Origin of the sequence: Klebsiella sp. HMSC25G12, assembly GCF_001807705.1 — a bacterium.
Classification (GTDB): Bacteria; Pseudomonadota; Gammaproteobacteria; order Enterobacterales; family Enterobacteriaceae; genus Klebsiella; species Klebsiella variicola.
Genome location: NZ_KV789910.1, coordinates 85,182 through 107,965, shown reverse-complemented (window position 1 = coordinate 107,965; position 22,784 = coordinate 85,182). Strand labels below are relative to the sequence as shown.

At 56.6% G+C, this 22,784-nt stretch carries 22 protein-coding genes; 16 read left to right on the top strand and 6 right to left on the bottom strand.

Translation table 11 applies throughout. The features are described 5' to 3' along the window. Nucleotides 1-17: 17 nt before the first annotated feature. Genes HMPREF3096_RS21405 through HMPREF3096_RS21395 form a run of 3 tightly spaced genes read right to left on the bottom strand, consistent with a single transcriptional unit; the run spans nt 18 to nt 2,570 of the window. On the bottom strand, nt 18-779 hold the full coding sequence (locus HMPREF3096_RS21405) for an inositol monophosphatase family protein (protein ID WP_023339416.1): 762 nt from the start codon (nt 777-779) through the stop codon (nt 18-20). Nucleotides 780-789: 10 nt separating this feature from the next. Then, nucleotides 790-1,803: a LacI family DNA-binding transcriptional regulator gene (locus HMPREF3096_RS21400; RefSeq protein WP_023323471.1), complete on the bottom strand. Its 1,014-nt coding sequence runs from the start codon at nt 1,801-1,803 to the stop codon at nt 790-792. After that, nucleotides 1,800-2,570, bottom strand: a complete 771-nt coding sequence (locus HMPREF3096_RS21395) for an MBL fold metallo-hydrolase (protein WP_012543176.1) — start codon at nt 2,568-2,570, stop codon at nt 1,800-1,802. Before HMPREF3096_RS21395 ends, HMPREF3096_RS21400 begins: the two co-directional genes overlap by 4 nt. A gap of 162 nt (nt 2,571-2,732) precedes the next feature. Between HMPREF3096_RS21395 and HMPREF3096_RS21390 the strand changes: the two genes are divergently transcribed. From HMPREF3096_RS21390 to HMPREF3096_RS21375, 4 genes are read left to right on the top strand one after another with little or no spacing between them, the layout of a single operon-like run. Then, entirely contained in the window at nt 2,733-3,764 is a 1,032-nt protein-coding gene (locus HMPREF3096_RS21390; RefSeq protein WP_012543175.1) for an ABC transporter ATP-binding protein, read from the top strand. A 29-nt stretch (nt 3,765-3,793) separates the two neighbouring features. Then, nucleotides 3,794-4,933 carry an ABC transporter substrate-binding protein gene (locus HMPREF3096_RS21385; RefSeq protein WP_012969155.1) on the top strand — a complete coding sequence of 380 codons (1,140 nt, stop codon included), beginning with the start codon at nt 3,794-3,796 and terminating at the stop codon, nt 4,931-4,933. Between the two features lie 60 nt (nt 4,934-4,993). Then, nucleotides 4,994-5,827 (top strand): ABC transporter permease, encoded by an 834-nt coding sequence (locus tag HMPREF3096_RS21380; protein WP_008807277.1) that lies wholly within the window; start codon nt 4,994-4,996, stop codon nt 5,825-5,827. After that, entirely contained in the window at nt 5,824-6,681 is an 858-nt protein-coding gene (locus tag HMPREF3096_RS21375; protein ID WP_008807276.1) for an ABC transporter permease, read from the top strand. The genes HMPREF3096_RS21380 and HMPREF3096_RS21375 overlap by 4 nt, the downstream gene beginning before the upstream one ends. Before the next feature lie 46 nt (nt 6,682-6,727). Here HMPREF3096_RS21375 and HMPREF3096_RS21370 read toward each other — a convergent pair whose 3' ends face one another. After that, nucleotides 6,728-7,009, bottom strand: coding sequence for a YjcB family protein (locus HMPREF3096_RS21370; protein ID WP_008807275.1), 282 nt, complete (start codon nt 7,007-7,009; stop codon nt 6,728-6,730). 508 nt (nt 7,010-7,517) lie between these two features. Here HMPREF3096_RS21370 and HMPREF3096_RS21365 point away from each other — a divergent pair. After that, entirely contained in the window at nt 7,518-9,122 is a 1,605-nt protein-coding gene (locus tag HMPREF3096_RS21365; RefSeq protein ID WP_032731712.1) for an EAL domain-containing protein, read from the top strand. Here the strand turns inward: HMPREF3096_RS21365 and soxS are convergent. Next, the gene (gene soxS / locus HMPREF3096_RS21360) at nt 9,107-9,436 is read right to left on the bottom strand and encodes a superoxide response transcriptional regulator SoxS (protein WP_004151738.1); all 330 of its coding nucleotides are present in this window, start codon (nt 9,434-9,436) and stop codon (nt 9,107-9,109) included. The two genes, HMPREF3096_RS21365 and soxS, sit on opposite strands and share 16 nt — an antisense overlap. Nucleotides 9,437-9,520: 84 nt before the next feature. Here soxS and soxR point away from each other — a divergent pair, with 84 nt between their 5' ends. From soxR to HMPREF3096_RS21340, 4 genes are all read left to right on the top strand, one after another. Further along, entirely contained in the window at nt 9,521-9,979 is a 459-nt protein-coding gene (soxR, locus tag HMPREF3096_RS21355) for a redox-sensitive transcriptional activator SoxR (protein ID WP_004206331.1), read from the top strand. Nucleotides 9,980-10,238: 259 nt separating this feature from the next. Beyond that, entirely contained in the window at nt 10,239-10,907 is a 669-nt protein-coding gene (locus HMPREF3096_RS21350; protein ID WP_032731715.1) for a glutathione S-transferase family protein, read from the top strand. Between the two features lie 390 nt (nt 10,908-11,297). Continuing rightward, nucleotides 11,298-12,647 carry an NCS2 family permease gene (locus HMPREF3096_RS21345; protein ID WP_008807272.1) on the top strand — a complete coding sequence of 450 codons (1,350 nt, stop codon included), beginning with the start codon at nt 11,298-11,300 and terminating at the stop codon, nt 12,645-12,647. A 147-nt stretch (nt 12,648-12,794) separates the two neighbouring features. Next, complete coding sequence (locus HMPREF3096_RS21340) at nt 12,795-14,441, top strand: Na+/H+ antiporter (RefSeq protein ID WP_012543172.1); 1,647 nt, start codon at nt 12,795-12,797, stop codon at nt 14,439-14,441. A 162-nt stretch (nt 14,442-14,603) separates the two neighbouring features. Here HMPREF3096_RS21340 and HMPREF3096_RS21335 read toward each other — a convergent pair whose 3' ends face one another. Next, complete coding sequence (locus HMPREF3096_RS21335) at nt 14,604-15,485, bottom strand: LysR family transcriptional regulator (RefSeq protein ID WP_070544577.1); 882 nt, start codon at nt 15,483-15,485, stop codon at nt 14,604-14,606. Nucleotides 15,486-15,590: 105 nt separating this feature from the next. Between HMPREF3096_RS21335 and HMPREF3096_RS21330 the strand changes: the two genes are divergently transcribed. The 7 genes from HMPREF3096_RS21330 to HMPREF3096_RS21300 all read left to right on the top strand — a co-directional run bounded on the left by HMPREF3096_RS21330 (nt 15,591) and on the right by HMPREF3096_RS21300 (nt 22,740). Then, entirely contained in the window at nt 15,591-15,998 is a 408-nt protein-coding gene (locus HMPREF3096_RS21330; protein WP_012969152.1) for a CidA/LrgA family protein, read from the top strand. After that, a complete protein-coding gene (locus tag HMPREF3096_RS21325) occupies nt 15,995-16,684 on the top strand; it encodes an LrgB family protein (RefSeq protein WP_023296899.1) in 690 nt (229 codons plus the stop codon). Before HMPREF3096_RS21330 ends, HMPREF3096_RS21325 begins: the two co-directional genes overlap by 4 nt. Before the next feature lie 510 nt (nt 16,685-17,194). Then, entirely contained in the window at nt 17,195-17,752 is a 558-nt protein-coding gene (locus tag HMPREF3096_RS21320) for a fimbrial protein (RefSeq protein WP_074442684.1), read from the top strand. Nucleotides 17,753-17,812: 60 nt separating this feature from the next. Continuing rightward, complete coding sequence (locus HMPREF3096_RS21315) at nt 17,813-18,502, top strand: fimbrial assembly chaperone (protein WP_032691118.1); 690 nt, start codon at nt 17,813-17,815, stop codon at nt 18,500-18,502. Next, complete coding sequence (locus tag HMPREF3096_RS21310; RefSeq protein ID WP_032731720.1) at nt 18,456-21,035, top strand: fimbria/pilus outer membrane usher protein; 2,580 nt, start codon at nt 18,456-18,458, stop codon at nt 21,033-21,035. The genes HMPREF3096_RS21315 and HMPREF3096_RS21310 overlap by 47 nt, the downstream gene beginning before the upstream one ends. Nucleotides 21,036-21,071: 36 nt before the next feature. Continuing rightward, on the top strand, nt 21,072-21,623 hold the full coding sequence (locus HMPREF3096_RS21305; protein WP_044613841.1) for a fimbrial protein: 552 nt from the start codon (nt 21,072-21,074) through the stop codon (nt 21,621-21,623). A 19-nt stretch (nt 21,624-21,642) separates the two neighbouring features. Then, nucleotides 21,643-22,740 carry a type 1 fimbrial protein gene (locus HMPREF3096_RS21300; RefSeq protein ID WP_008807263.1) on the top strand — a complete coding sequence of 366 codons (1,098 nt, stop codon included), beginning with the start codon at nt 21,643-21,645 and terminating at the stop codon, nt 22,738-22,740. Nucleotides 22,741-22,784: the final 44 nt, after the last annotated feature.

Here is a 22,784-nt window from a genome sequence, read left to right as displayed (position 1 = left end):
CTACCGGCGGCGCGATGTTATTTGACCAGCAGGGCGGCCATTCGTGGCTGGACGCTTGCGCAGCCGGCGAGGACGAGGTTGCCTTGCCGCAGCCCTTCATTGGCGAGAAATGCATTGCACGTTCCGCCCGCCTCCTCAATCAACAGCATACCCGCCAGCGCGTCCCAGCTGTTCATATGCGCTTCAAAATAGCCATGGATCTGACCGGCAGCGACATGCGCCAGCATCAGGGCGCCTGCGCCAAAACGGCGATACTCCAGGCCGGCGTCGAGCAGCGTGTCGATGGCCCGGGCATAGTCGCTGGCCGGGGCGCGGCTGGAGCGCCCCATGCCGATCACCACCGCGTCGGGATCCGGTTCACGCAGCGTCAGGCGACGACCGTTGAGAAACGCCCCTTCGCCGCGGCCGGCGAAGAAAAACTCATTGCGATCGGGGGCGTAGATGATGCCGAACGAGAGTTCGCCCTGGCACACTCTCGCCAGTGAGATGCACCAGTAATCCATGCCAAGGATAAAGTTGGTGGTGCCATCCACGGGGTCAAGCACCCAGACGGTGTGCTCATCGCCTTCGAAACCGCTCTCTTCACCGAGGAAACCCTCCTGCGGAAAGTGCGCCTTCAGCCACCCTTTAATCTCCTGTTCTACCGCGAGATCTGCTTGCGAAACAAAGTCCTGGCGCGATTTTTTATCGACCTGCAATCCCGCATCGCGCAGCGCCTGGGCGTGGGCGCCTGCCTGGCGAATCAAGGCGCATAATGACTCTCGTTGTGCTTCCGTCATGGTCTTGCTCTCAGATAATAAAGGGCGACGTGCGCCGGTGAATTAATGTCACCTCCACCCAGGTGGTGCGTGAAGGTTGTAAAGGGTCGACGGTGCGCTCCTGCAGCCGGGCGAGGGTCTGGCGGGAGATCGCCGCCACATCCTGATGTAGCGTGGTGAGCTGGTAGCTATATTGCGCGGTCGGCGGCGTGTTATCAAAACCAATCAACTGATAATCCTCAGGCGCCTGTTTGCCGCGCTGGCGCATTCCATCGAGAAAGCCACAGGCAATCTGGGCGTTAGCGCAGAAGATCCCCTCCAGCGCCTCGTCGGCGAGCGCCGCGGCCTGAAACCCGCCCGTATAGCCCTCTTCCGGGCAGGCGAGGATCGCCAGATTGCGTTCGACGTCCACTCCGCGCGCCTGCAGTGCCCGGCTGAATGCTTCCCCACGCATGCGCCCGGCCCAGGTGGAAGGCGAGTGGTTGAGCCAGCCAAACCGCCGGCAGCCGCTGCGCAGCAGCTGGTCGGCCGCCAGTTCGGCGCCGGCGACGTTGTCAGAGCAGACATAATCCACCCCGGGGATCGTCGGCTGGCGGTTAATGCCCACTACCGGGATATGCTGCTGGACGCACTCGTTCACCAACGCCTCCGGCGGCTGGCCGGAGGTGACGATAACGCCGGAGACGCGAAACTGCGTGAAACGGCGCAGGGTGTGCGCCAGGTCCTGCTCGCTGTGGATCTCGCTCACCAGCGCCTGAAAGCCCTGGCGCTGGATCTCGTTGAGCAGGGCATCAAGCAGGGCGCTGCGAAAAGGATCGCTGATGCGCGAGACGATCACGCCGATTAAGTGGCTGCGCTGGCGATTGAGCCCCTGGGCAAGAAAGTTAACCTGGTACCCCAGCTCTTCGGCGGCGCGCAGCACCCGCGCCCGGGCGTCGGGAGAGATGCTGCCGTTGCTGCTCAGCGCGCGTGACACCACCGCCCGCGAGACGCCGGCCAGTCTGGCCACATCCTGGGCGGTGACGCTGGGTTTACGTGGGCTCATAGGGCATGCGCCTCATCGGCGAATGCGGGACGCGGCAGCGTAAAGTGGTCCCCATCCTGCGACACGAATAATCCCTGCCACGGCTGACAGGCTTGCTTCAGCGCCGACAGGGCGGCGTCCTCGCAGTGATAGAGCCCCAGCGCCGGGAGCTGCAGCGTTCTGAACAGCATCAGGCAGGAGGGGAAATCGCCATGAGAAGCATCGTCGTCAAGGGCCGCCACTGAGGCACACTCCTGAAACGCCAGCCCGGCGCCGGCCATCAGGGCTATCGAGTCGGCGGTTGGCCGGCCATCGCCGCTGTAAAACAGCGTCTGCCCGGCAATGGTGATGCGGATGGCGCGATTACTCAGCTCATGCTGGGTGGCGGCGGTGCGGATCTGCCAGTCCTGCCACGTCCAGGCTTCGCGGCATTCCTGCCAGTCGATGGTGAAACCAGGGTCCGCCTGAGGCCAGTTCGCCAGCGCGGCCAGCTGCATGAGCACCGGCTGCTGCGCTGGCTGGCAGTAGATAATCAGCGGCTTCTGACGGGAGCCACTTTTCCAGTAATTCAGCAGCGCCGTCAGACCGGTACAGTGATCCGGATGGACGTGGGTGAAGTAGATTGCGTCAATATCATTGACCCCACCGCCGCGCTGCCAGAGTGCGCGGGGAACGGTGGGGCCGCAGTCGATTAACCACTGTTTGTTGTCCGCGTCGATCACCCGCAGCGCGGAGGTATTTTGCGTGCAGGAAAAGGCGCTCCCGCAGCCAAGCACATCTATTTTCATTGACCCTCGCCAAAATTTTTTGCCGCTTAATTAAATTGTCATAAATACCCGACAAAGTAGGCTCACATCATGTCGAGTTAACGTTGCATTTTTTTTACAGCCAAATGAACACGTGTTCACCTTGCTAAAAAAATGCCGCAGCAGCGCTTTCAGGTAGCGAATATGAGTTATTTACAGATCACCGGCCTTAAAATTAGTTATGGCGATAACGTGGTTTTACATAATATCGATCTGGCGGTCGAGCAAGGGGAAATGATTGCCCTGCTGGGTCCGTCGGGATGCGGAAAAACCACGCTGCTGAACGCGCTCTGCGGCTTTATTCCGGTGCAAAGCGGCGAGATGGCGATTGCCAGTCGAACGATCACCCATCTTGCGCCGGAGCAGCGCAATATCACCATGGTGTTTCAAAGCTACGCCCTGTGGCCGCACCTGACGGTAGCGCGCAATATCGGCTATGGCCTGAAACTGCGCAAATGGCGCGGGGCGGATATCGCGCGGCGGGTGGCGGAGCTGCTGCGAATAGTGAATCTTGAGGGACTTGGCGAGGTGAAAGTGACCGAACTGTCGGGCGGTCAGCGGCAGCGGGTGGCGCTGGCAAGAGCCCTGGCCATAGAGCCCCAGGTGCTGGTGCTGGATGAGCCGTTATCTAATCTGGATGCCAAAGTGCGCCTGAATGTGCGCCATGAAATTAAATCTCTGCAAAAGAGACTGGGTTTCACGTCATTAATTGTCACCCACGATCAGCAGGAAGCCTTAGTGATGGCGGACCGCATTGCGGTATTAAATCAGGGGCGTATTGAACAAACTGGCACCCCGGAACAAATATATCAACATCCTGCGACGCCCTTCGTCGCTGATTTTATGGGCGCCGATAATAAAATAACCTCCGGTGAATTATCCGCTGCCGCAATATCCGGTTTATCCGCCGCTCAGCAGGGGGAAAAAGTTATTTATTTTCGCAGCGCTGATGCCGCGCTCGCTGAATTAACGCAGCCTGCGCCGCAGGAGGGACTTGCTCTGGAGGGCGTGGTGGAGCAAAGCGCGTTTCTGGGCAATCTGTATCGCCACAGCGTGCGCTGTCATGACCGCCTGCTACTGGCCGATGCCGCGCAGTGCTGGCCGACAAAAAGCCGCGTTCGGCTCCATGTGCCAACGCCGGCCCTGCATATTTTTCCTTTACCACTATCACAGTGATATCAGCGTGTTCATTCTGGGGACAATCCATGTTGACTAAGACGAAAGCAGCGATCGTAACGACCCTCTTCCTGAGCCTTGGCGCACAGGCCGACACCATTCTGAATGTCGCCACCGCGGGCGATCAGAATATGGTGGATTATGTAAAAACCTGGCTGGGGCCAAAATTTGAAGCCGCTCATCCCGGCGTCAAGGTGCGGGTGATCGGTACCGGCCCCGGCGACGCCGGGTCGAATAAAATTAGCGAGAAGCTAACGGCCCAGCAGGAGAGCGGCGCGCAGCAGTGGGATATCGACGTCGCGGTAGTGCACCAGAAGGCGGGCGGTGAGCAGGTGGAAAAGGGATTACTGCAAAAATACCGTCAGGATATTCAGACCGGCGGCATGGTGAGTTCGCCGAGCGCCACTCAGGCGCTGGGCGTTAACGTCGACGGATACGTCATGCCGATGTTCTTAAGCCAGACCGCTATCGCCTGGAACAGCGATCTGGTCACTACCCCACCGGCGTCGTATGACGAGCTGGTGGCCTGGACGCAGAAACATCCGCAGGCTTTTGGCTATAACGGCATCAAAAACGGCATGTCTGGCGTCAGCTTTGTGGTGGGTTGGATCTACGCCTACGGGACCGACGCCCAGCGTCTCTCCGCTGGGCCCTATGATAAAAGCGTCGAAAAAGGCTGGCAGCAGGCCTATGAGAAGCTGAAGGCGTTCAATAAAAACGTGACTTTCACCCCGGGCAACGCCGGGACGCTCGACATGCTGAGCCGGGGGGAAATCGCCATGGGCCCGGTGTGGGTCGATATGTTCTATAGCTGGAAAGATCAGGGCAAGCTGCCGCCCTCGATCAAGCTTGCTTTACTGGCGCCGGGTATGCCGGGTCAGCCGATGTATTACGTCATCCCGGCGAAGGCGGCGAATCCGCAGCTGGCGCGCGACTTTATCGCGCTGGCCACCAGCCCGGAAGTGCAGGCGCAGGGGATCGTTAAGCAGTTTAACTGGTATCCGGGCATCGACGCCGGCCAGGTGAAGCCGAAGCTGGATACGGCGACCTGGCAAAAGCTGTTTGCCGAAATCTCGCCGGAAGCGCTGGCAAAGTATGGCAAAAGCTTCCCGATCGCTCCCTATTTTGACGACATCAAAGAGGGTTACGAAAGCCAGGTGGCCAACTAACGCCTTCTCCCGCCCGGGTTGTCGGCCCGGGCGCTTTCTTGTGCTGACGCCAGGTGCATTATGTCCAGTTCATTAAAATATCTGCTGCTGGTTGCTCCGGCGGCGCTGATGATCGCGATCCTGTTTTTGTATCCGCTGGGGTTTTCGCTGGTCTCGGCGTTTACCGCGCCGGGACAGCCGTTCACGCTCGATCACTTCCGCAAGGTCTATGCGCTTTACGCCAGTGATGTGCTCTTTTCGCTGATTATCGTACTGGTCTCAGTGGCGCTGTTAGCGCTGATCGCCATTACCCTGTCGGCAGTGATTGCGCTGTCACCGTGCCGACCCGTTGTTCGTCTGCTGGGTTTTTTGTATCGCTTACCGCTGTTTATTCCGTTTATCGTTGTCGCCCAGATGATGCGCACTTTTCTCGCCAAAAATGGCCTGATGAACAATGCGCTGGTGGCGGCCGACCTGGTCACACCGCTGGAGACGCTCTCCTGGCTGGGATGGAAAGGGATAGTGATCACCTTTGTCTGGAAGCAACTGGCCTTTGCCACGCTGCTGATCTGCGGAGCGATGGCGGCGCTGGAGTCGTCGCAGATCCTTGCTGCGCGTAACCTTGGCGCCTCCCGGCCGCGGATCCTGTTCGATATCATGCTGCCGCAGGTCCTGCCGACCATCGGCGTGGCGCTGGTGCTGTCGACGGTGACCATGATGTCGGTGCTGTCGGTACCGTTGATGATCGGCGTCGGAACGCCGACGATGCTGACGGTGGATATGGCGTTTCGCGTGAATTCCTATGGCGATTACGCGGTGGCGAATGCGCTGGGTGTGGTGTCGCTGGCGATCTGCGGCGCGCTGTCGTGGTTTTACCTGCGCCACAGCCTGCAGCAAAAAGGAGGGGAATCATGAAAGCGCTGACTCTCGCCTCATCCCCGTCATGGTGGATAAAAGGGCGCCGTAAAGTGCGCGCCAGCCTGGCGCTGCAGACCCTGCTGCTGCTGTTTATGCTGCTGGCGATGTTTGGCCCGTTGCTGAACCTGTTGATCTGGACCGTAGCGGAAAGCTGGTATTTTCCCCATTCGCTGCCCAGTCAGTGGGGGTTGAAGTACTGGTATCAGGTTTTCAATCCATACAGCGATGTGTCCGGTTCGCTGTTAACCAGCGTGTTGATCGCCCTGTTATCGGTGGGGGTCTGTTTGCTGATTTCCGTCCCCGCCGGCTATGCGCTTTCCCGGCGGAAAATGCCGCTGCGGGTGCTGTTTATGCTGCTGTTTCTCATCCCGCAGGCCTTTCCCAACCTGACGGTATACATGAATGTTGCCCGATTGTTTTATCAGTGGGGATTGAACGGCAGTATCGCGGGGGTGGTGCTGGTGCATAGCGTCCACGGCCTGATGTATTCGGTGTGGATCTGTGTGGCAGCCTTCTCATCCATCGACCCGCTGCTGGCGCGGGCGTCGCGTAACCTTGGCGCCGGACCGGTGTATACCTTCTGGCACATTGTGCTGCCGCAGGCGGCGCCGGGGATCGTTGCCGCCAGCATCTTCGTTTTTCTGGAGTCGCTGGATGAGTTTACCGGCACCTTCTTTGTCGGCGCGCCGGATATCACCACGCTGCCGCTACTGCTCTATAACGCCAGCATGTCGGGTAACTATCAGGTCTCGTCGATTACGGCGCTGATTTTGCTGGTGCCATCGCTGCTCTTTATGGTGGTGATCCATAAATTTATGCGCCCGGAGATGATGGCGAAACTGGGGAAGTAAGGACCGTAGAAAACGAAAAAGCTTCCCGGTGGGAAGCTTTTTAACCTCAGGTCATCATCATTGGCCATTCTGGCGGCGTCTGACTCATGACCTCAATCATCACATCTTTGATATTACCCCAGATTTTTGCGATATCGATCAGGGTGATGCCCAGCAAACCGGTGGCGAACCAGCAGGCGGCGGCAAGGCCGAGGCAGCTGCAGATCACTGCCAGACCGGCATAATCGCTTTTCCGTAACTGGATATTCAACGAGCTGGCGAGAAACATCAGTACCGCGCTCACCAGGGGCCAGCGCAACAAAACGACACTGGTAGTAATGGAAGCCATTAACCTATCCTCAAAGAAAGTCGGGGAGCCATGGATGACCTGGCGCGACTGACGATGGCATAGCGCTCTGGTCTCGACTGGCAAACTAGAGAGTGATGAAACGTCATTTCTGTTTCATCAACTTGTGTGAACTATATCACACTTGGTGCTTTATTCGCCAGCCAAAAAATGAGCTTTCGCTGCGCTGAATAAGCTTTAATTTTGTGTGGATATAGGTAAGCAAAACCCGATTATCTTATTTTCATTCTCTTGCTAATGATTATTATTCTGCGGGTTTTATTACCAGTTCCTGTTTATTACACGGAGAAACCGAGTCAGATGCGCGTCTATTCTTAATCTGACGAGAATATCTTTCGAATACCTGATAAATAAGTATTATTCAACACCACCAGCTGAAAAGCTGACGCCCTGAAGGGCTGGCAGATATCTGCTGATGTCTATCGCAGTCGCGATTGCTAACGTGTTCGGGCTACCTTAATTAAGGCATATCGCATGGATGAAAGCGTAAATGGCTGACAGTGCGCCGCATAAGGCGCTCAGACTTGTCGGAATGGGGCTGGTTATTTTATTGCCGGTGATGTTGGCATTGTGGTTTGCCCAGCTGCGGGCCAAAGCCGAAACCATTGATCAATTGCACTCATTTTCGCAGCTGGCGCTGCAAAAAACAGAAATGGTCATCCGGGAAGCGGATCAGGCGCGGTTTAAAGCCAGCCGGTATCGTGGTGAGCTATGCTCAGCGGAGCACCAGCGTTATTTACTGCATATTGTTCGCGGTCTGCTGTATGTAGAAGATCTGATCTACGCCAACGGTCAGCGCTTTATCTGTTCAACGTCCGCTCATCCCGAGACCGGCTGGCGGATGCCCGCGGCGAATTACACCAAAAAGCCGGATGTGGCGATTTACTACTATCGGGATACGCCGTTTTACCCGGGCTTTGCCATGAATTATATGCAGAAGGGGCCCTATGTGGTGGTGGTCAACCCCTACTCGTTCAGCTCGGTGATTGCCAGCGACCGCGATTTAGCCTATGGCGTTTTCGATACTAAAACCAACCTCTTTTTCTCGCTGAGTAATAATGTTGAGCCCGCCGAACTCCAGGCGTTAATTCGCGAAGGCGATGCTTTTTTTAATCAGAATGGTCGGGTGTATACGATAGCCCGCTCCGCTATCCGGCCGATCGCGGTCATCATGTCCACCTCCCGGGCCAGCTACTACCACAACTTCTGTGACCAGGCGAGCCTGACGCTGCCGCTGGGGATCATTTGCAGTATTTTACTGGTGCTGGTGTGGACACGAACCCGCCGCCAATATCACTCACCGCGCAATATGCTACAGCGGGCTCTGAGCTGCCGCCAGCTGCGGCTGCACTACCAGCCGATTATCGATATTAAAAATAACCGCTGCGTCGGGGCGGAGGCGCTACTGCGATGGCCGGGGTTTGATGGCCCGGTGATGAACCCGGCGGAGTTTATCCCGCTGGCGGAAAATGAAGGCATGATTGCCCAGATCACGGACTACGTGGTGGACGAGCTGTTTTATGAAATGGGTGAGTTTCTTGCCAGCCATCCGCAGCTGTATGTGGCGATCAATCTCTCTGCGTCCGATTTCCACTCGGCGCGGCTGATTTCCCAGATCAGTGAGAAAGCGCACAGCTATGCGGTCTGCATCGGACAGATCAAAATCGAAGTGACCGAGCGCGGGTTTATCGACGTGGCGAAAACGACGCCGGTGATCCAGGCGTTCCGCGAAGCAGGCTATGAGATTGCGATCGATGATTTTGGTACCGGCTACTCGAATCTGCATAATCTGCACGCGCTGAATGTCGATATCCTCAAAATCGATAAAACCTTCGTTGATACGCTGACCACCAACAACACCAGCCATCTGATCGCTGAGCACATCATTGAGATGGCGCGCGGGCTGCGTTTAAAAACTATCGCGGAAGGGGTGGAGACCCCGGAGCAGGTAAGCTGGCTCTACAAGCGCGGCGTGCAATTTTGTCAGGGCTGGCTGTTTGCGAAAGCCATGCCGGCGCGGGAGTTTATGCAGTGGTTAGCGAATGCTCCCACGCCCATAAGCAGGCCTCAGCCGCCGCGTCACGCGGAGATCTGATGGCGGTAGTCGCTGGGAGTGCGGTCGAACTCGCGGCGGAACACCCGGGAGAAGGTTTGCTGCGAGACGTAGCCCAGATCCATCGCGATATCAAAGATAGGTCGCTGAGTGGTTCGCAACGCTTCCGCCGCCAGCAGCAGGCGGCGCTGACGAATATAATCACCCAGCGTCTGATGCATTACGGTACGGAACATCCGCTGCAGATACCATTTCGAGTATCCTGACTTTCTGGCGACTATATCAATGTTAAGTGGTTGATCGATATGTTCATCAATCCATTCAATCAGTGTTTGAATAATATCCTGATGGGACATAAAGCGGCCTCTCTCAATTCTCGATTCGTCGTTTTGTCTGCGGGCGAGTATAATTCCTCAAGTTAACTTGAGGTAAAGCGCTTTATGGAAAAGAAATCACCCCGCATCAAAATGCTGCTGACGCCCGGGGAAGTGGCAAAACGAACCGGCGTGGCGGTCTCGGCTCTCCATTTTTATGAGAGTAAAGGCCTGATCCATAGCCAGCGGAATGCCGGCAACCAGCGGCGCTACCGGCGCGATGTCCTGCGCGCGGTGGCGATTATCAAAATTGCGCAACGCATCGGCATCCCGCTGGCGACCATCGGCGACGCGTTTGGCGTACTGCCGGAAGGGCACAACCTCAGCGCAAAAGAGTGGAAGATGCTGTCATCGCAGTGGCGTGAGGAGCTGGACCGGCGTATTCATACCCTGACGGCGTTGCGCGACCAGCTCGACGGCTGTATCGGCTGCGGCTGTTTATCACGGCGCGACTGCCCGCTGCGCAACCCGGGCGATAAGCTGGGGGAAGAGGGGACCGGCGCCCGGCTGCTGGAAGAGGAATAATAAAACTAAAGCGCCACAACTGGGCGCTTTAGTTGTTTTCCGGTCTTTGTCTTTCGCATTATCTCGCTGGTTCACGAGAGGGTTTCCCCCGACATCGACGTCCCTCAGTATTGCGCAATCTGTTGATGGAGGTTCCGGTTTGCGTCGACACTTTAACTATGGCAGCTGCCGTCATTTTTTCCTCACTATTTTGCCGAAATTTTCCCGGCAATGAGCGCCTGTTCCTATAGTTAATTTGAACAAACCACGGGAGAGGCCCATGCTGACGGTACACCATCTTAATCAATCACGATCGCAACGCGTACTGTGGGCACTGGAAGAGCTGCAGCTGCCTTATCAGATAGTCCGCTATCAGCGGGAAAAGTCGATGCTGGCGCCGGCGGCGCTGAAGAAAGTCCATCCGTTGGGGAAATCGCCGGTGCTGGAAGACAACGGCTATGTGCTGGCGGAGTCCGGGGCCATTCTCGAGTATTTGCAGGAGACCTGGGACAGCGGCGGGCTGCTGAAGCCGCAGGCGATAGAGGACAAACTGCAGTACCGCTTCTGGCTGCACTATGCCGAAGGCTCGCTGATGCCGCTGCTGTTAATGAAGCTGGTGTTCGTCAGCCTGGGTAAACCCCCTGTGCCCTTTGGCGTCCGCTCTCTGGGCGCCCTGCTGGGCAAGGGCATTCAGAAAGCGTGGCTGGATCCCCAGCTGGCCACCCATGCGCGGTTTATTGACGACCATCTTGCCACGCGGCCATGGTTTGCCGGCGAGCGTCTAAGTATGGCCGATATCCAGATGAGCTTCCCGGTGATGGCGCTGTTGGCGCGCGGTGGCGTGCATGACCTTGTCCATATTGAGGCCTGGCGACAGCGGGTGGAGCAGCGTCCGGCCTGGCAGCGGGCCATCGAGCGCGGCGGTCCCTTCACCTTACCCGGCGCCTGAGGTATCAGCGGATCCGATGACGCCGACAAATGAAAGCAACTCACTAAAAATTTGTTAGCGGATTGCGCATAGACGATAACGTTTGCGCATCGTCTGGTTATTTTCTGCTCGTCATAAGCGAAATTTAGCGAAATACGATAAACATCGGTTGAAAAGGGTTATCTAAAGGCCGGATAATCGTTTGCCTTTCTGTTTTGCTCCCTCTTTTTTCTGCTATCCAGGGGGAGGAGATAAGGTTGACACACCGTAGTGTATGCGCGGAGTTAAACGTTTGCTTTTTTGCAGCCCCCCTGGCGCTGCGATTCGGTACAAGGAGATCGCGTTTAACTGGCAGTGGAGGGTCCACCACGCATATCAACGAACAATAAAAATTTTCAGGGGAAGTTTTCTATGTCTACGCCTTCAGCGCGTACCGGCGGTTCATTAGACGCCTGGTTTAAAATTTCGGCGCGCGGTAGCACCGTGCGTCAGGAGATTGTTGCAGGTCTTACTACCTTTCTGGCGATGGTTTACTCCGTCATCGTGGTGCCGGGCATGCTCGGTAAAGCGGGCTTCCCGCCGGCCGCGGTGTTTGTCTCGACCTGTCTGGTGGCGGGCGTTGGCTCGCTGGTGATGGGGTTATGGGCAAATCTGCCGATGGCTATCGGCTGCGCCATTTCGTTGACCGCCTTCACCGCCTTCAGCCTGGTGCTGGGGCAGCAGATCAGTATTCCGGTGGCCCTCGGCGCGGTATTCCTGATGGGTGTCCTGTTCACGGTGATTTCCGCGACCGGCATCCGCAGCTGGATCTTGCGCAACCTGCCGCAGGGCGTGGCGCATGGTACCGGGATCGGGATTGGCCTGTTCCTGCTGCTGATCGCCGCTAACGGCGTTGGTCTGGTGATCAAAAATCCGCTGGACGGTCTGCCGGTGGCGCTGGGCAAATTTGCCAGTTTCCCGGTGGTGATGTCGCTGATTGGCCTCGCGGTGATCATTGGTCTGGAAAAAATGAAGGTGCCGGGCGGCATTCTGCTGACCATTATTGGCGTGTCGATTGTGGGCCTGATTTTCGATCCGAACGTCCATTTCTCCGGTATTTTCGCCATGCCATCCCTGAGCGATGATAAAGGCAACTCGCTGATCGGCAGCCTCGACATCATCGGCGCGCTGAACCCGGTCGTGCTGCCCAGCGTGCTGGCGCTGGTGATGACGGCGGTCTTTGACGCCACCGGTACTATCCGCGCGGTGGCCGGCCAGGCAAACCTGCTGGACAAAGACGGACAGATCATCAACGGCGGTAAAGCGTTGACCACCGACTCCCTGAGCAGCGTCTTCTCCGGTTTAGTTGGCGCGGCGCCAGCGGCGGTGTATATCGAATCGGCGGCGGGTACCGCGGCTGGCGGTAAAACCGGTCTGACCGCGGTGACGGTCGGTGTCCTGTTCCTGCTGATCCTGTTCCTCTCCCCGCTCTCTTATCTGGTACCGGCCTACGCGACCGCGCCGGCGCTGATGTACGTCGGCCTGCTGATGCTGAGCAACGTGGCAAAAATCGATTTCAACGACTTCGTTGACGCGATGGCTGGCCTGATCACCGCGGTGTTTATCGTGCTGACCTGTAACATCGTGACCGGCATCATGATCGGTTTCGCTACCCTGGTGATTGGCCGTCTGGTCTCCGGCGAGTGGCGCAAGCTGAACCTCGGTACGGTAATTATCGCCGTGGCGCTGGTGGCGTTTTACGCGGGCGGTTGGGCGATTTAAACCCTTCGTGCTCCTCACGGGCGGCTCAGGCCGCCCGTTTTATTTTTAAGCCACATCCTGTTTCCATTTGCGTTAATCTGGGTAGCGTATGATTCACAGGCACGACGCCTCACAGGTATAAAAGAAAACGCAGCAAACAGGGAACACATGGAAATATTCTTTACCATCCTCATCATGACCCTCGTGGTCTCACTGTCCGGGGTAGTGACGCGTGTACTGCCCTTTCAGGTTCCACTCCCACTGATGCAAATCGCCATTGGCGCGCTTCTGGCATGGCCGACCTTCGGTTTGCACGTTGAATTTGATCCAGAGCTGTTTCTGGTCCTGTTTATCCCGCCGCTGCTGTTCGCCGACGGCTGGAAAACGCCGACCCGTGAGTTTATTGAACACGGGCGGGAGATCCTTGGTCTGGCGCTGGCGCTGGTCGTCGTGACGGTGGTCGGCATCGGCTTTCTGATCTACTGGATTGTGCCTGGCATTCCGCTGATCCCGGCGTTCGCGCTGGCGGCCGTACTCTCGCCGACCGATGCCGTGGCGCTCTCCGGCATCGTCGGGGAAGGGCGGATACCGAAAAAAATCATGGGCATTCTGCAGGGGGAGGCGTTAATGAACGACGCCTCTGGTCTGGTTTCGCTCAAGTTTGCCGTCGCGGTGGCGATGGGCACTATGGTCTTTACCGTTGGCGGCGCGACCGTAGAATTTCTGAAGGTGGCGATCGGCGGCGTGCTGGCCGGGTTTGTGGTGAGCTGGTCGTATGGCCGTTCGATGCGTTTCCTCAGCCGCTGGGGCGGGGATGAACCCGCCACGCAGATTGTCCTGCTGTTCCTGCTGCCGTTTGCCTCCTATCTGATTGCCGAACATATCGGTGTCTCCGGTATCCTGGCGGCGGTGGCGGCGGGGATGACCATCACCCGTTCCGGCGTGATGCGTACCGCGCCGCTGGCCATGCGTCTGCGCGCTAACAGCACCTGGGCGATGCTGGAATTTGTCTTCAACGGCATGGTCTTCCTGCTGTTGGGCCTGCAGCTGCCGGATATCCTCTCCAGCTCGCTGGTGGCGGCGGAAGCTGACCCCAACGTCGAGACCTGGATGCTGTTTACCGACATCATCCTGATCTATGCCGCGCTGATGCTGGTGCGTTTTGGCTGGCTGTGGTCGATGCGTAAGCTTAGTCAGCGCTTCCTGAAGAAGAAACCGATGGAGTTTGGCTCCTGGACCACCCGCGAGCTGCTGATCTCCTCTGTGGCCGGGGTGCGCGGGGCGATTACCCTCGCCGGTGTGCTCTCGATTCCGCTGTTGCTGCCGGACGGGAATGTTTTCCCTGCGCGCTATGAGCTGATTTTCCTCGCCGCCGGGGTGATCCTGTTCTCGCTGTTCGTCGGGGTGATTGCGCTGCCGATCCTGCTGCGCCACATTGAATCGAGTGACAACGTGCAGCAGCGGAAAGAGGAACGACTGGCGCGCGCAGCGACGGCAGACGTGGCGATTGTGGCGATCCAGAAGATGGAAGAGCGGCTGGCGGCAGATACCAAAGAGAATATCGATAACCAGCTGCTGACCGAAGTCAGTTCGCGGGTGATCGGTAACCTGCGCCGCCGCGTCGATGGTCGTAACGACGTGGAAACCTCTATGCTGGAGGAGAGCCTCGAGCGCCGCTTCCGCCTGGCGGCGCTGCGCTCTGAACGCGGAGAGCTGTATCATCTGCGCGCCACCCGGCAGATCAGTAACGAGACGCTGCAGAAGCTGCTGCACGATCTCGACCTGCTGGAAGCGCTGTTAATCGAAGATCAATAACCTGTAATCCGGATAGCGCGACGCTTATTCGGGCTACTGGCGAGACTGCAGTAAATGTGTCGCCCCGGTAAGCGTTAGCGCGACCGGGGGAAACCCGGGCAGCGGCGCAAGCGCCTGACCCGGGCTACCCATTCCTCTGCGAAACGCGTTGTCACCAGGGAATTATTCCAGCCAGAACGCTTTACTGCACGCCAGCCAGGCCTCAGCGCTGCGCGACATATACACGCCCTCCCGCCAAATCATCCCCAGCTCCCAGCGCAGCTCGCTTTGTAATGGGATCCAGCAAAAGTTCTGCGGGTCGAGACGCTGGCAAATCGGCTCGGGCAGGATCGCCACGCCAATGCCGGCCTGCACCATCGCGGCGAGAAAATCCCACTGTCCGCTGCGCACCGCGATACGCGGCTTTACGTCATGCTCGGCAAACAGGCGCATCAGCTGCTGGCTGAGGGCAAATTCTTCGTTGTAGATGACCAGCGGATACGCCGCCAGCTCGACCGGCGAGAGCGAGGTCACGCCCTCCCACGGCGCGGTTCTTGGCGTCAGGACGCACAGCGGGTGGTTGAACAACGGCAGGGTGGTGAGGTGGCTACCCTCTTCGATGGGCAGGGCGGTCATCGCCATATCGAGCTCGCCGTTGCTGACCGCCTGCTGGACCGTCAGGCCGCCAAACTCGGCGATTTTCAGCTCGACGCCCGGGTAGCGCTCGCGGAAGCGGCTGATCGGCTCCGCCATCAGCATTCCGACCATCGGTGGAATGCCAAGCCGCAACACCCCTTTATTCAGGTGGTTGATATCGCTTAGTTCTGACTCCAGCTGGCTGAACTCGCCAAGGATCGCCTGGCCGCGTTCAAAAACGACGCGCCCGGTATCGGTGAGCAGCAGTTTACGGCCATCGCGGATCAACAGCGTGCAGTTCAGTTCATCTTCGAGATTTTTGAGCATCTTGCTGATGGTAGGCTGTGTGACGAACAGCTTTTCCGCCGCGCGAGTAAAACTCTGCTGACGAACCACTTCAACGAAATAGCGCAGCGTTCGGATATCCATAATTATTCCCTGAGACTATACCTGCGATGATTTTAATTCATTTCTGTCCGCTTCGGCGGCTCTCTATACTGCACCCCTGACTTCTTTTTTTCAGGAATATCGCTCATGGCCTTCGCGCCAGCTCGCGTTGCCCCCGCCGTGGCGCAGCGTCTTCAAATCCCGCTGCAGGTGCTTCTTTATGTCGGGTTATTTATTTTTGCGCAATATCTGGTGAACAGGTGGCAGGTACCCCTGCCGGCTAACCTGGTCGGCATGGTGATGCTCCTGCTGCTGATCGTCTGCCGGGTGATCCCCTTGAACTGGGTTCGCGCCGGCGCCCGCTGGTTGCTGGCGGAGATGCTGCTGTTTTTCGTCCCGGCGGTGGTCGCGGTGGTCAATTATACCCAGCTGCTGATGGTTGATGGCTGGCGGATTTTCCTGGTCATTGCCTTAAGCACGCTGATGGTGCTGGGCGCGACGGCCTGGGTCGTCGACAGGGTTTACCGTTACGAAGTGAGCCGGCTAAAAAAATGAATGATGTCATGCTGAGCGTCCTGTGTCTGGTGGCGACGCTGGGTCTCTATTACGCCAATAAAAGACTGTATCGCCGTTTTCATAAACTGCCGCTGATGCCGCTGGTGTTCACGCCGATCCTGCTGGTGCTGATCCTGGTGCTGGGCCATATCTCTTATCAGAGCTATATGGGAGAGACCCACTGGCTGCTGTGGCTGCTGGGCCCCGCCACCATCGCCTTTGCCGTCCCGGTCTATGAAAATGTCGCGGTGATCAAACGCCACTGGATGTCGCTCAGCGCCGGGGTGGTAACGGCGGTGGTGGTGGCGGTGACCAGCTCCGTATGGCTGGCGCGCGGATTGATGTTGTCTGATGAAATCCAGCGCAGCCTGGCGGTGCGCTCGGTGACCACGCCCTTTGCGCTGGCGGCGGCGAAACCGCTCGGTGGTCAGCCCGATCTGGTGGCGCTGTTTGTGGTGATCACCGGCGTCTTTGGCATGGCGGTGGGGGATATGCTGTTTTTACGCCTGGCTATCCGGGAAGGGATGGCGAAAGGAGCCGGGTTCGGCGCGGCTTCCCATGGTGCCGGGACGGCGCGCTCCTATGAGCTGGGCCAGCAGGAGGGCGTGGTGGCCAGCCTGGTGATGATGCTGTCTGGCGTAGTGGTGGTGCTGGCGGCGCCGTTAGTGCGCTGGCTGCTGTTTTAGCGTTCTCGTGTAATCGGTTGTTATGAAATATTGAGGGGCGGAATAGTTGTGAACTATTTTCGCCCCTTTTTGTTTATGCCGGTTATTGGTCATCAGAAAAGATTAAGGCAATTCTTATTACCATCCTCTCTTTGTAACTAAATATTTCATAATCAATAGTGATCTAATTATATTGCGAATGATGTATAGGCTTTTTATTATCTCTAAGAATTTTATAAGTTTGTATCGCTATGATTTCAAAGGAACTTCATCTTATTTTTTTCATTTTTTAAGGCGATTTGTTTAAAAATCAATTTTTACATTAATAATTGAGCTTTTACCCTCTGTTCGTTATTCTTTTTACGCGGGCTTGTATTATTGAATGGATTCAAATGCTGGTCGTTTATTTATGTATAATATTAATTATCATAAATCATATGTCACGTAAATGTGTATGTGACGCCGCGCGGATGCAAATTCATTCTCTAATATATCTGCATAAAACAATTGACGGACTGATTGTCGTTTATAATGGATATGGGAATAAATATGAAGATGAGTAAAAAAATTCTGGCGGGTGCCCTGATTTTCTCTGCCTGCAGCGTGCTGTCTACCGTTGCTCAGGCCGATAACACCATTACTTTTAATGGTGTTGTTTCCGATACGACCTGTACGGCGACTATTGACGGCGGCGTAACGGCTATTGATATGGGCACCACCTCAGTGGCGGATCTGAAAGCGTATACCTTCGGCGCTGCCAAGAACTTCTCCTTTAGCTTAGCCGATTGCCCGACCGCGGAAGACGGTGGCAACAGTATCGCTCGCGTCACTTTTGGCGGTGTTTCCGATACCGCGAACAGCGATTATTTTAAAAACCAGGCGACTGATGAGCCGGCAACCGGTGTTGCTGTGGCCCTTTTTGACGAAGCGGGTAAGGTAATGAAGAATAATGAAGAGGGTTCAGATGTCGATATTTCTTCTGGTGCCGCAACCATTCCATTCACCGTTAAAATGGTGAAGTCGGGTGATACCGATCCGACGAAAGGTACCGTTCAGACAACTGTGACTTATAACGTGACTTATTATTAATTCGGCGTTTTGTTGAATGGAGAAAGGGGAATCGTCTGCTATTCCCCTTTAATTAAACGTATGAGATATCCTTTTTTTGTGGTCGGTTTTTTGCTGTCTTCCTCTATTGCGCAAGCCAGCGTGGTCGTGGGCGGCACGCGTCTGGTGTTTGATGGTGCGAAAAACAACGCCGTCATCACGGTTGAGAATAAAGATCAGAGCAGCAATATCGTCCAGTCCTGGCTCTCGGTGGTGGATGCCGCGTCGCCAGCCAAAGACGCGTTTATTATTACGCCGCCGCTGTTCCGTCTCAAAGCCGGAGAGAAAGGATTCGTGCGCGTTGTCCGCTCAGGAAAAAAATTACCCGACGATCGCGAGTCGATGTTTTGGCTCAATATCAAAGGGATCCCGGCAACGGAATATGTCCCGGATAAAAATGTGGTGCAGTTTGCCATCAACTCGAAAATAAAATTGATTTATCGACCTGCCGCGTTAAAAGGCAATACACCGGAATCGTATGCCGAAAAATTACAGTGGGGAAAAGCGGGGGACTCGGTGACGGTAAAAAATAACTCACCGCTGTATATGAATTTTTCCCAGGTTAGCCTTAACGGAAAAAATATTTCTGGCGCATGGTTTGCTGCCCCATTTTCTACTTTAAAAATACCCGTGCAGAGTACCCTGTCCGCGACAGGGAAAAAAGAGATCACATGGAGCGTGATTAATGATTATGGTATGTCAGGGAAGAAATATACCGCTATCATTCAGTAGCGTTGAGCTACTGTTTTCAACCAAAAGTATCTGCGTCGCTATTGTTTTGTGCCTGAGTACCTTGTCTTCTCGCGCTGAGGCCGGTGAATATTTCAACCCGAATTTACTCGAAGTCGCCGAGGATCCTGCGGCTTCGGTGGATCTGTCCTATTTTTCGCAAGATGGCGTACCGCCGGGCACCTATCATCTGGATGTTTACATCAATGATAAGTATGTCAGTTCAGAATCGCTGACCTTTCAGGAAATTGGCCATGACGCAGGCGCGACCGCTTCTCCCTGTCTTTCCGCGGAGTATCTGAATTCGTGGTTGATTAATACCACCGCCTATCCCCAGCTGTTCGCGGCAGGGGAAACCTGCGCCCGGCTGTCGGCGATCCCCGGGATGACATTTTCGGTGTCTCTTGCCCAACAGCGAATCGATTTTACCGTTCCGCAGGCCGCGATGCTGAATCGCCCAAGAGACTATATACCGGAGAGCCAGTGGCAGCAGGGGATCAACGCCGGTCTTCTCAACTATAGTGTCACCGGGCAGCGCAATGCGCCGCGGCATAATGGCGCGACCGTAGACAGCCAGTTTGTTAGCCTGCAGCCTGGGGTGAATCTGGGGCCATGGCGTCTGCGCAACTACAGCACCTATAGCCACAGCGACAACAGCAGCCGCTGGGAGTCGGTTTACTCGTACCTTGCCCGCGATATTCACACCCTGCGCAGTCAACTGGTGGTCGGTAATACCTATACCTCTTCCGGCATCTTCGACAGTGTGAGCTTTACCGGCCTGCAGCTCAGTTCGGACAAAGAGATGCTGCCGGATAGCCTGCATGGCTTTGCGCCGACGATTCGAGGGATCGCGCGCACCACCGCGGAGGTCTCGGTTTATCAGAATGGTTACAGCATTTATAAAACCACCGTCGCTCCCGGCGCCTTTGAGATTAACGATCTGTATGCCACCGGCAGCGCCGGCGATCTGTACGTCACCGTTAAAGAGTCTGACGGCAGCGAGCAAAACTTTGTGGTGCCTTTTGCCTCGCTGGCGGTCCTGCAGCGCGAGGGCCAGCTGGACTATGCGCTGAGCAGCGGCAGGACGCGCTCAGGCAGCTCCGACGATAAAGAATACAACTTTATTCAGTCTTCCCTGGCCTATGGCGCCACCAGTAACTTTACTCTCTATACCGGCTTTCAGCAGGCGGAAGATAAATACACCAACCTGCTGTTAGGCGCTGGCTTTAACCTTGGCACCATCGGCGCGCTGTCGTTTGACGGCTCTCAGTCGTGGGCCGACGTGAAAACCAGCGATACGGCCTCGTCAACCCGCAAAGAACAGGGGCAATCGTATCGCGTCCGCTTCAGCAAAAGCTTTCTGCAGACGGGCACCAGCTTTTCCGTGGCCGGCTATCGCTACTCCACCGCGGGATACTATTCGTTTCAGGATTTTGTCGATAACGCCTCCACGCAGCGCGACTGCTGTACGCAGAGCGGCAGAACGAAAGGCCGGTTTGACGCTTCGCTGTCGCAGACGCTGTTTGGCTATGGTTCGCTCTCGCTTTCGCTGGTCAATGAAACCTATTGGGACAGCTCGCGCATGGAGTCGGTAGGCGTGGGCTATAGCGGGTCGATTGGCAAGGCCTCCTACTTTATTAACTATTCCTATAACCGCAATGTGCAAAGTACCGATGACAGCGGCAATAACCGGCCGGCCAGCGATACCATCGTCTCCCTGACGCTAAGCATCCCGCTTGGCGAGACGCTCTCGGCGAATTACACCTTGAACCATGGTCGGCATAACGACACCACGCACAGCGTGGGGCTCAATGGCTCGGCGTTCGAGGATCGCTCTCTCAACTGGAGTCTCCAGGAGGGTTACAACACCCAGGATAAGAGCACCTCCGGCAACCTCAGCGTCAATTATCAGGGAGCAAAAGGCGATGTCGCCGGCGGCTATGGCTACGACCACTACAGCAATCACTACAATTATTCGCTGCGCGGCGGCATGGTTGCTCACGCGGGCGGGCTCACGCTGTCGCGCTTTCTGGGTGAGAGTGCTGCACTGATCGAAACGCCCGGCGTCAGCGATGTGCGGGTGCAGGGCCAGACCAACGTGACGACGGATGCCGCCGGGTATGCCGTCGTACCGTATGTTCGCCCTTACCATCGCAACAGCCTGGCGCTGGATGAACAGCAGATGGCTGGCGCCGAGGTGGATAACGTCGCCAGAACGGTGGTCCCAACGCGCAATGCAATCGTCAAAGTGCAGTATGACACCCGAATTGGCTATAAGGCGATGCTCACCCTGCGTACTCGCAACGGTGTGGTGCCTTTCGGCGCGCTGGTGACCCTTGATAATGATCGCGCCAGCGCGGCGCGCAGCAATATTGTCGGCGATGAGGGGCAGGTGTATCTCACGGGGCTGCAGAAAAAAGGCCAGCTGTTAGCGCGCTGGGGGGAGAAAAGCAGTGAGCAGTGCACCGTTCATTACGACTTCTCCAGCATGGCTCTTGGCGACGATATTCTGTTCTATCAGGCCGAATGCCGGTAATGGATGCAGGTTTTCAACATGGAAGAAGGGGCTGATATGAATATGCGAGACGGCAGCACAAGGGGCATCCTGGTGGCCAGCCTTTTGCTGCTCTCCCTTCCGGCGCTGGCTTATGAAGGCAGCAGCACGGTCAATTTTAACGTCACGGGCACCATCGAAGCGCCTTCCTGCGAGGTGGCCGTGGAACCGTCGAACAGTATCGATTTAGGCACCGTCTCCTCGCAGACGTTCTCCGGAAATGCCGGGTCGAGCGGCGCCAGCGTGCCGGTTAAGCTGGTCTTTTCCAGTTGTTCCGCCGATGCGTCGGCGGTAACCATCGCATTTAGCGGAGCAAAATTCGATAACACTTACACCTCGGTTTATAAAAACTTCCGCACAGGCAGCGACGGGGCCAGCGGCGTCGGTATGCAACTTCTCACTCTTGCCGATCAGCAGCCCCTCGGGCCTGGCGACCAGTATCTTTATACCTTTGGTGACCGTGCCGACGTCCATATCTTCAATATGGTAGCACGCATGTTTTCGCCCTATGGCCAGGTAAGGCCGGGGATTGTCGGCTTTACCGCCACGTTCGATGTGGCTTACAAATAACGTTTCGACAGGGATGGGTATGAAAAAACTGATCTTCTTGTTCATGCTGGTACTGTGTCCCCTCTATAGCTGGGCGGCCTGCACGGGAACCAACTATGGCGATGTCTCGATGACTAACTTGCCGGAAAAGATTCTGGTCAACGCCGGGAGCTACACCGCGGGCACCGTGCTGTATGACTCGGGGAAAATTACCCGCGCGCAAACGGAGCTGATTAACTGCGAGGGAAGCACCTACGCGGTGTTTGCCTGGTCCTCGAACAATGCCGGGGCGCTGATAGGGGATAATATCTATGCCACCTCGGTGCAGGGGATCGGCCTCCGCGTCAAGGTGTGGCTCAATATCAGCGGTGAATATGACGGTGATACCGATGATTTCAGCCCCGACTCGCAGGTGCATTATATCGGCGATGTGAATTACTATCTCGGTAAGCCCACCGGCCTGTTTGATTATTATGCCTCGACCCATTACACCCCGGCATATCAGCTGCAGCTGGTGGCCACCGGCGGCGCTATCGCCAGCAACAGTCAATTATCGTTCAGCGATCCGGTGGCTACGGTTTCGGCGAAGGATAGTAAGGCGACGCTCTCCATTTCCCGGCTGCACATCAGCGGCACCACCAGCATCCAGATGATCCCGATGGGGTGTATTGTCGGTAGCAATAATCTCAGTTTTGCCATGGGCAGCATCAATGCCAGCGAGTTCAACACCGCGACGAAGGTGGGGAACGCGCGGCAGTCCCTGACCCTTGCCTGCGAGCCGGGAACCAACGTTTCGATGCGTGTGGCGGCGGCGCAAGCGAGTGGGGATAACCCTGGCAACACGGTGATGGCCTTAACGGCAGAGGAGAATGTTGCCACCGGGGTGGGGGTTCAGTTGAATATGGATGGCGAAGCGCTGCCGTTAAATACCGATATCAGCCTCTATACTTCGAGCCGCACGACGGTGACCAACAGCGGCGCGGACGCCAGCTATAGCTATTTCACCAACCCCGACAGCCCAGGCGGGGCCGCGGCCATGCAGACGCTTGCCTTATCCACTAACTATTACAAGACGGGGAGCGCGGTGACCGCGGGTTCGGCAAACGCCACCGGGGTGATCACCTTAACCTATAACTAAGAGGTCGGGGGTGAGCCCCTTCTCCGGACGGCGCCGGGGAAGGG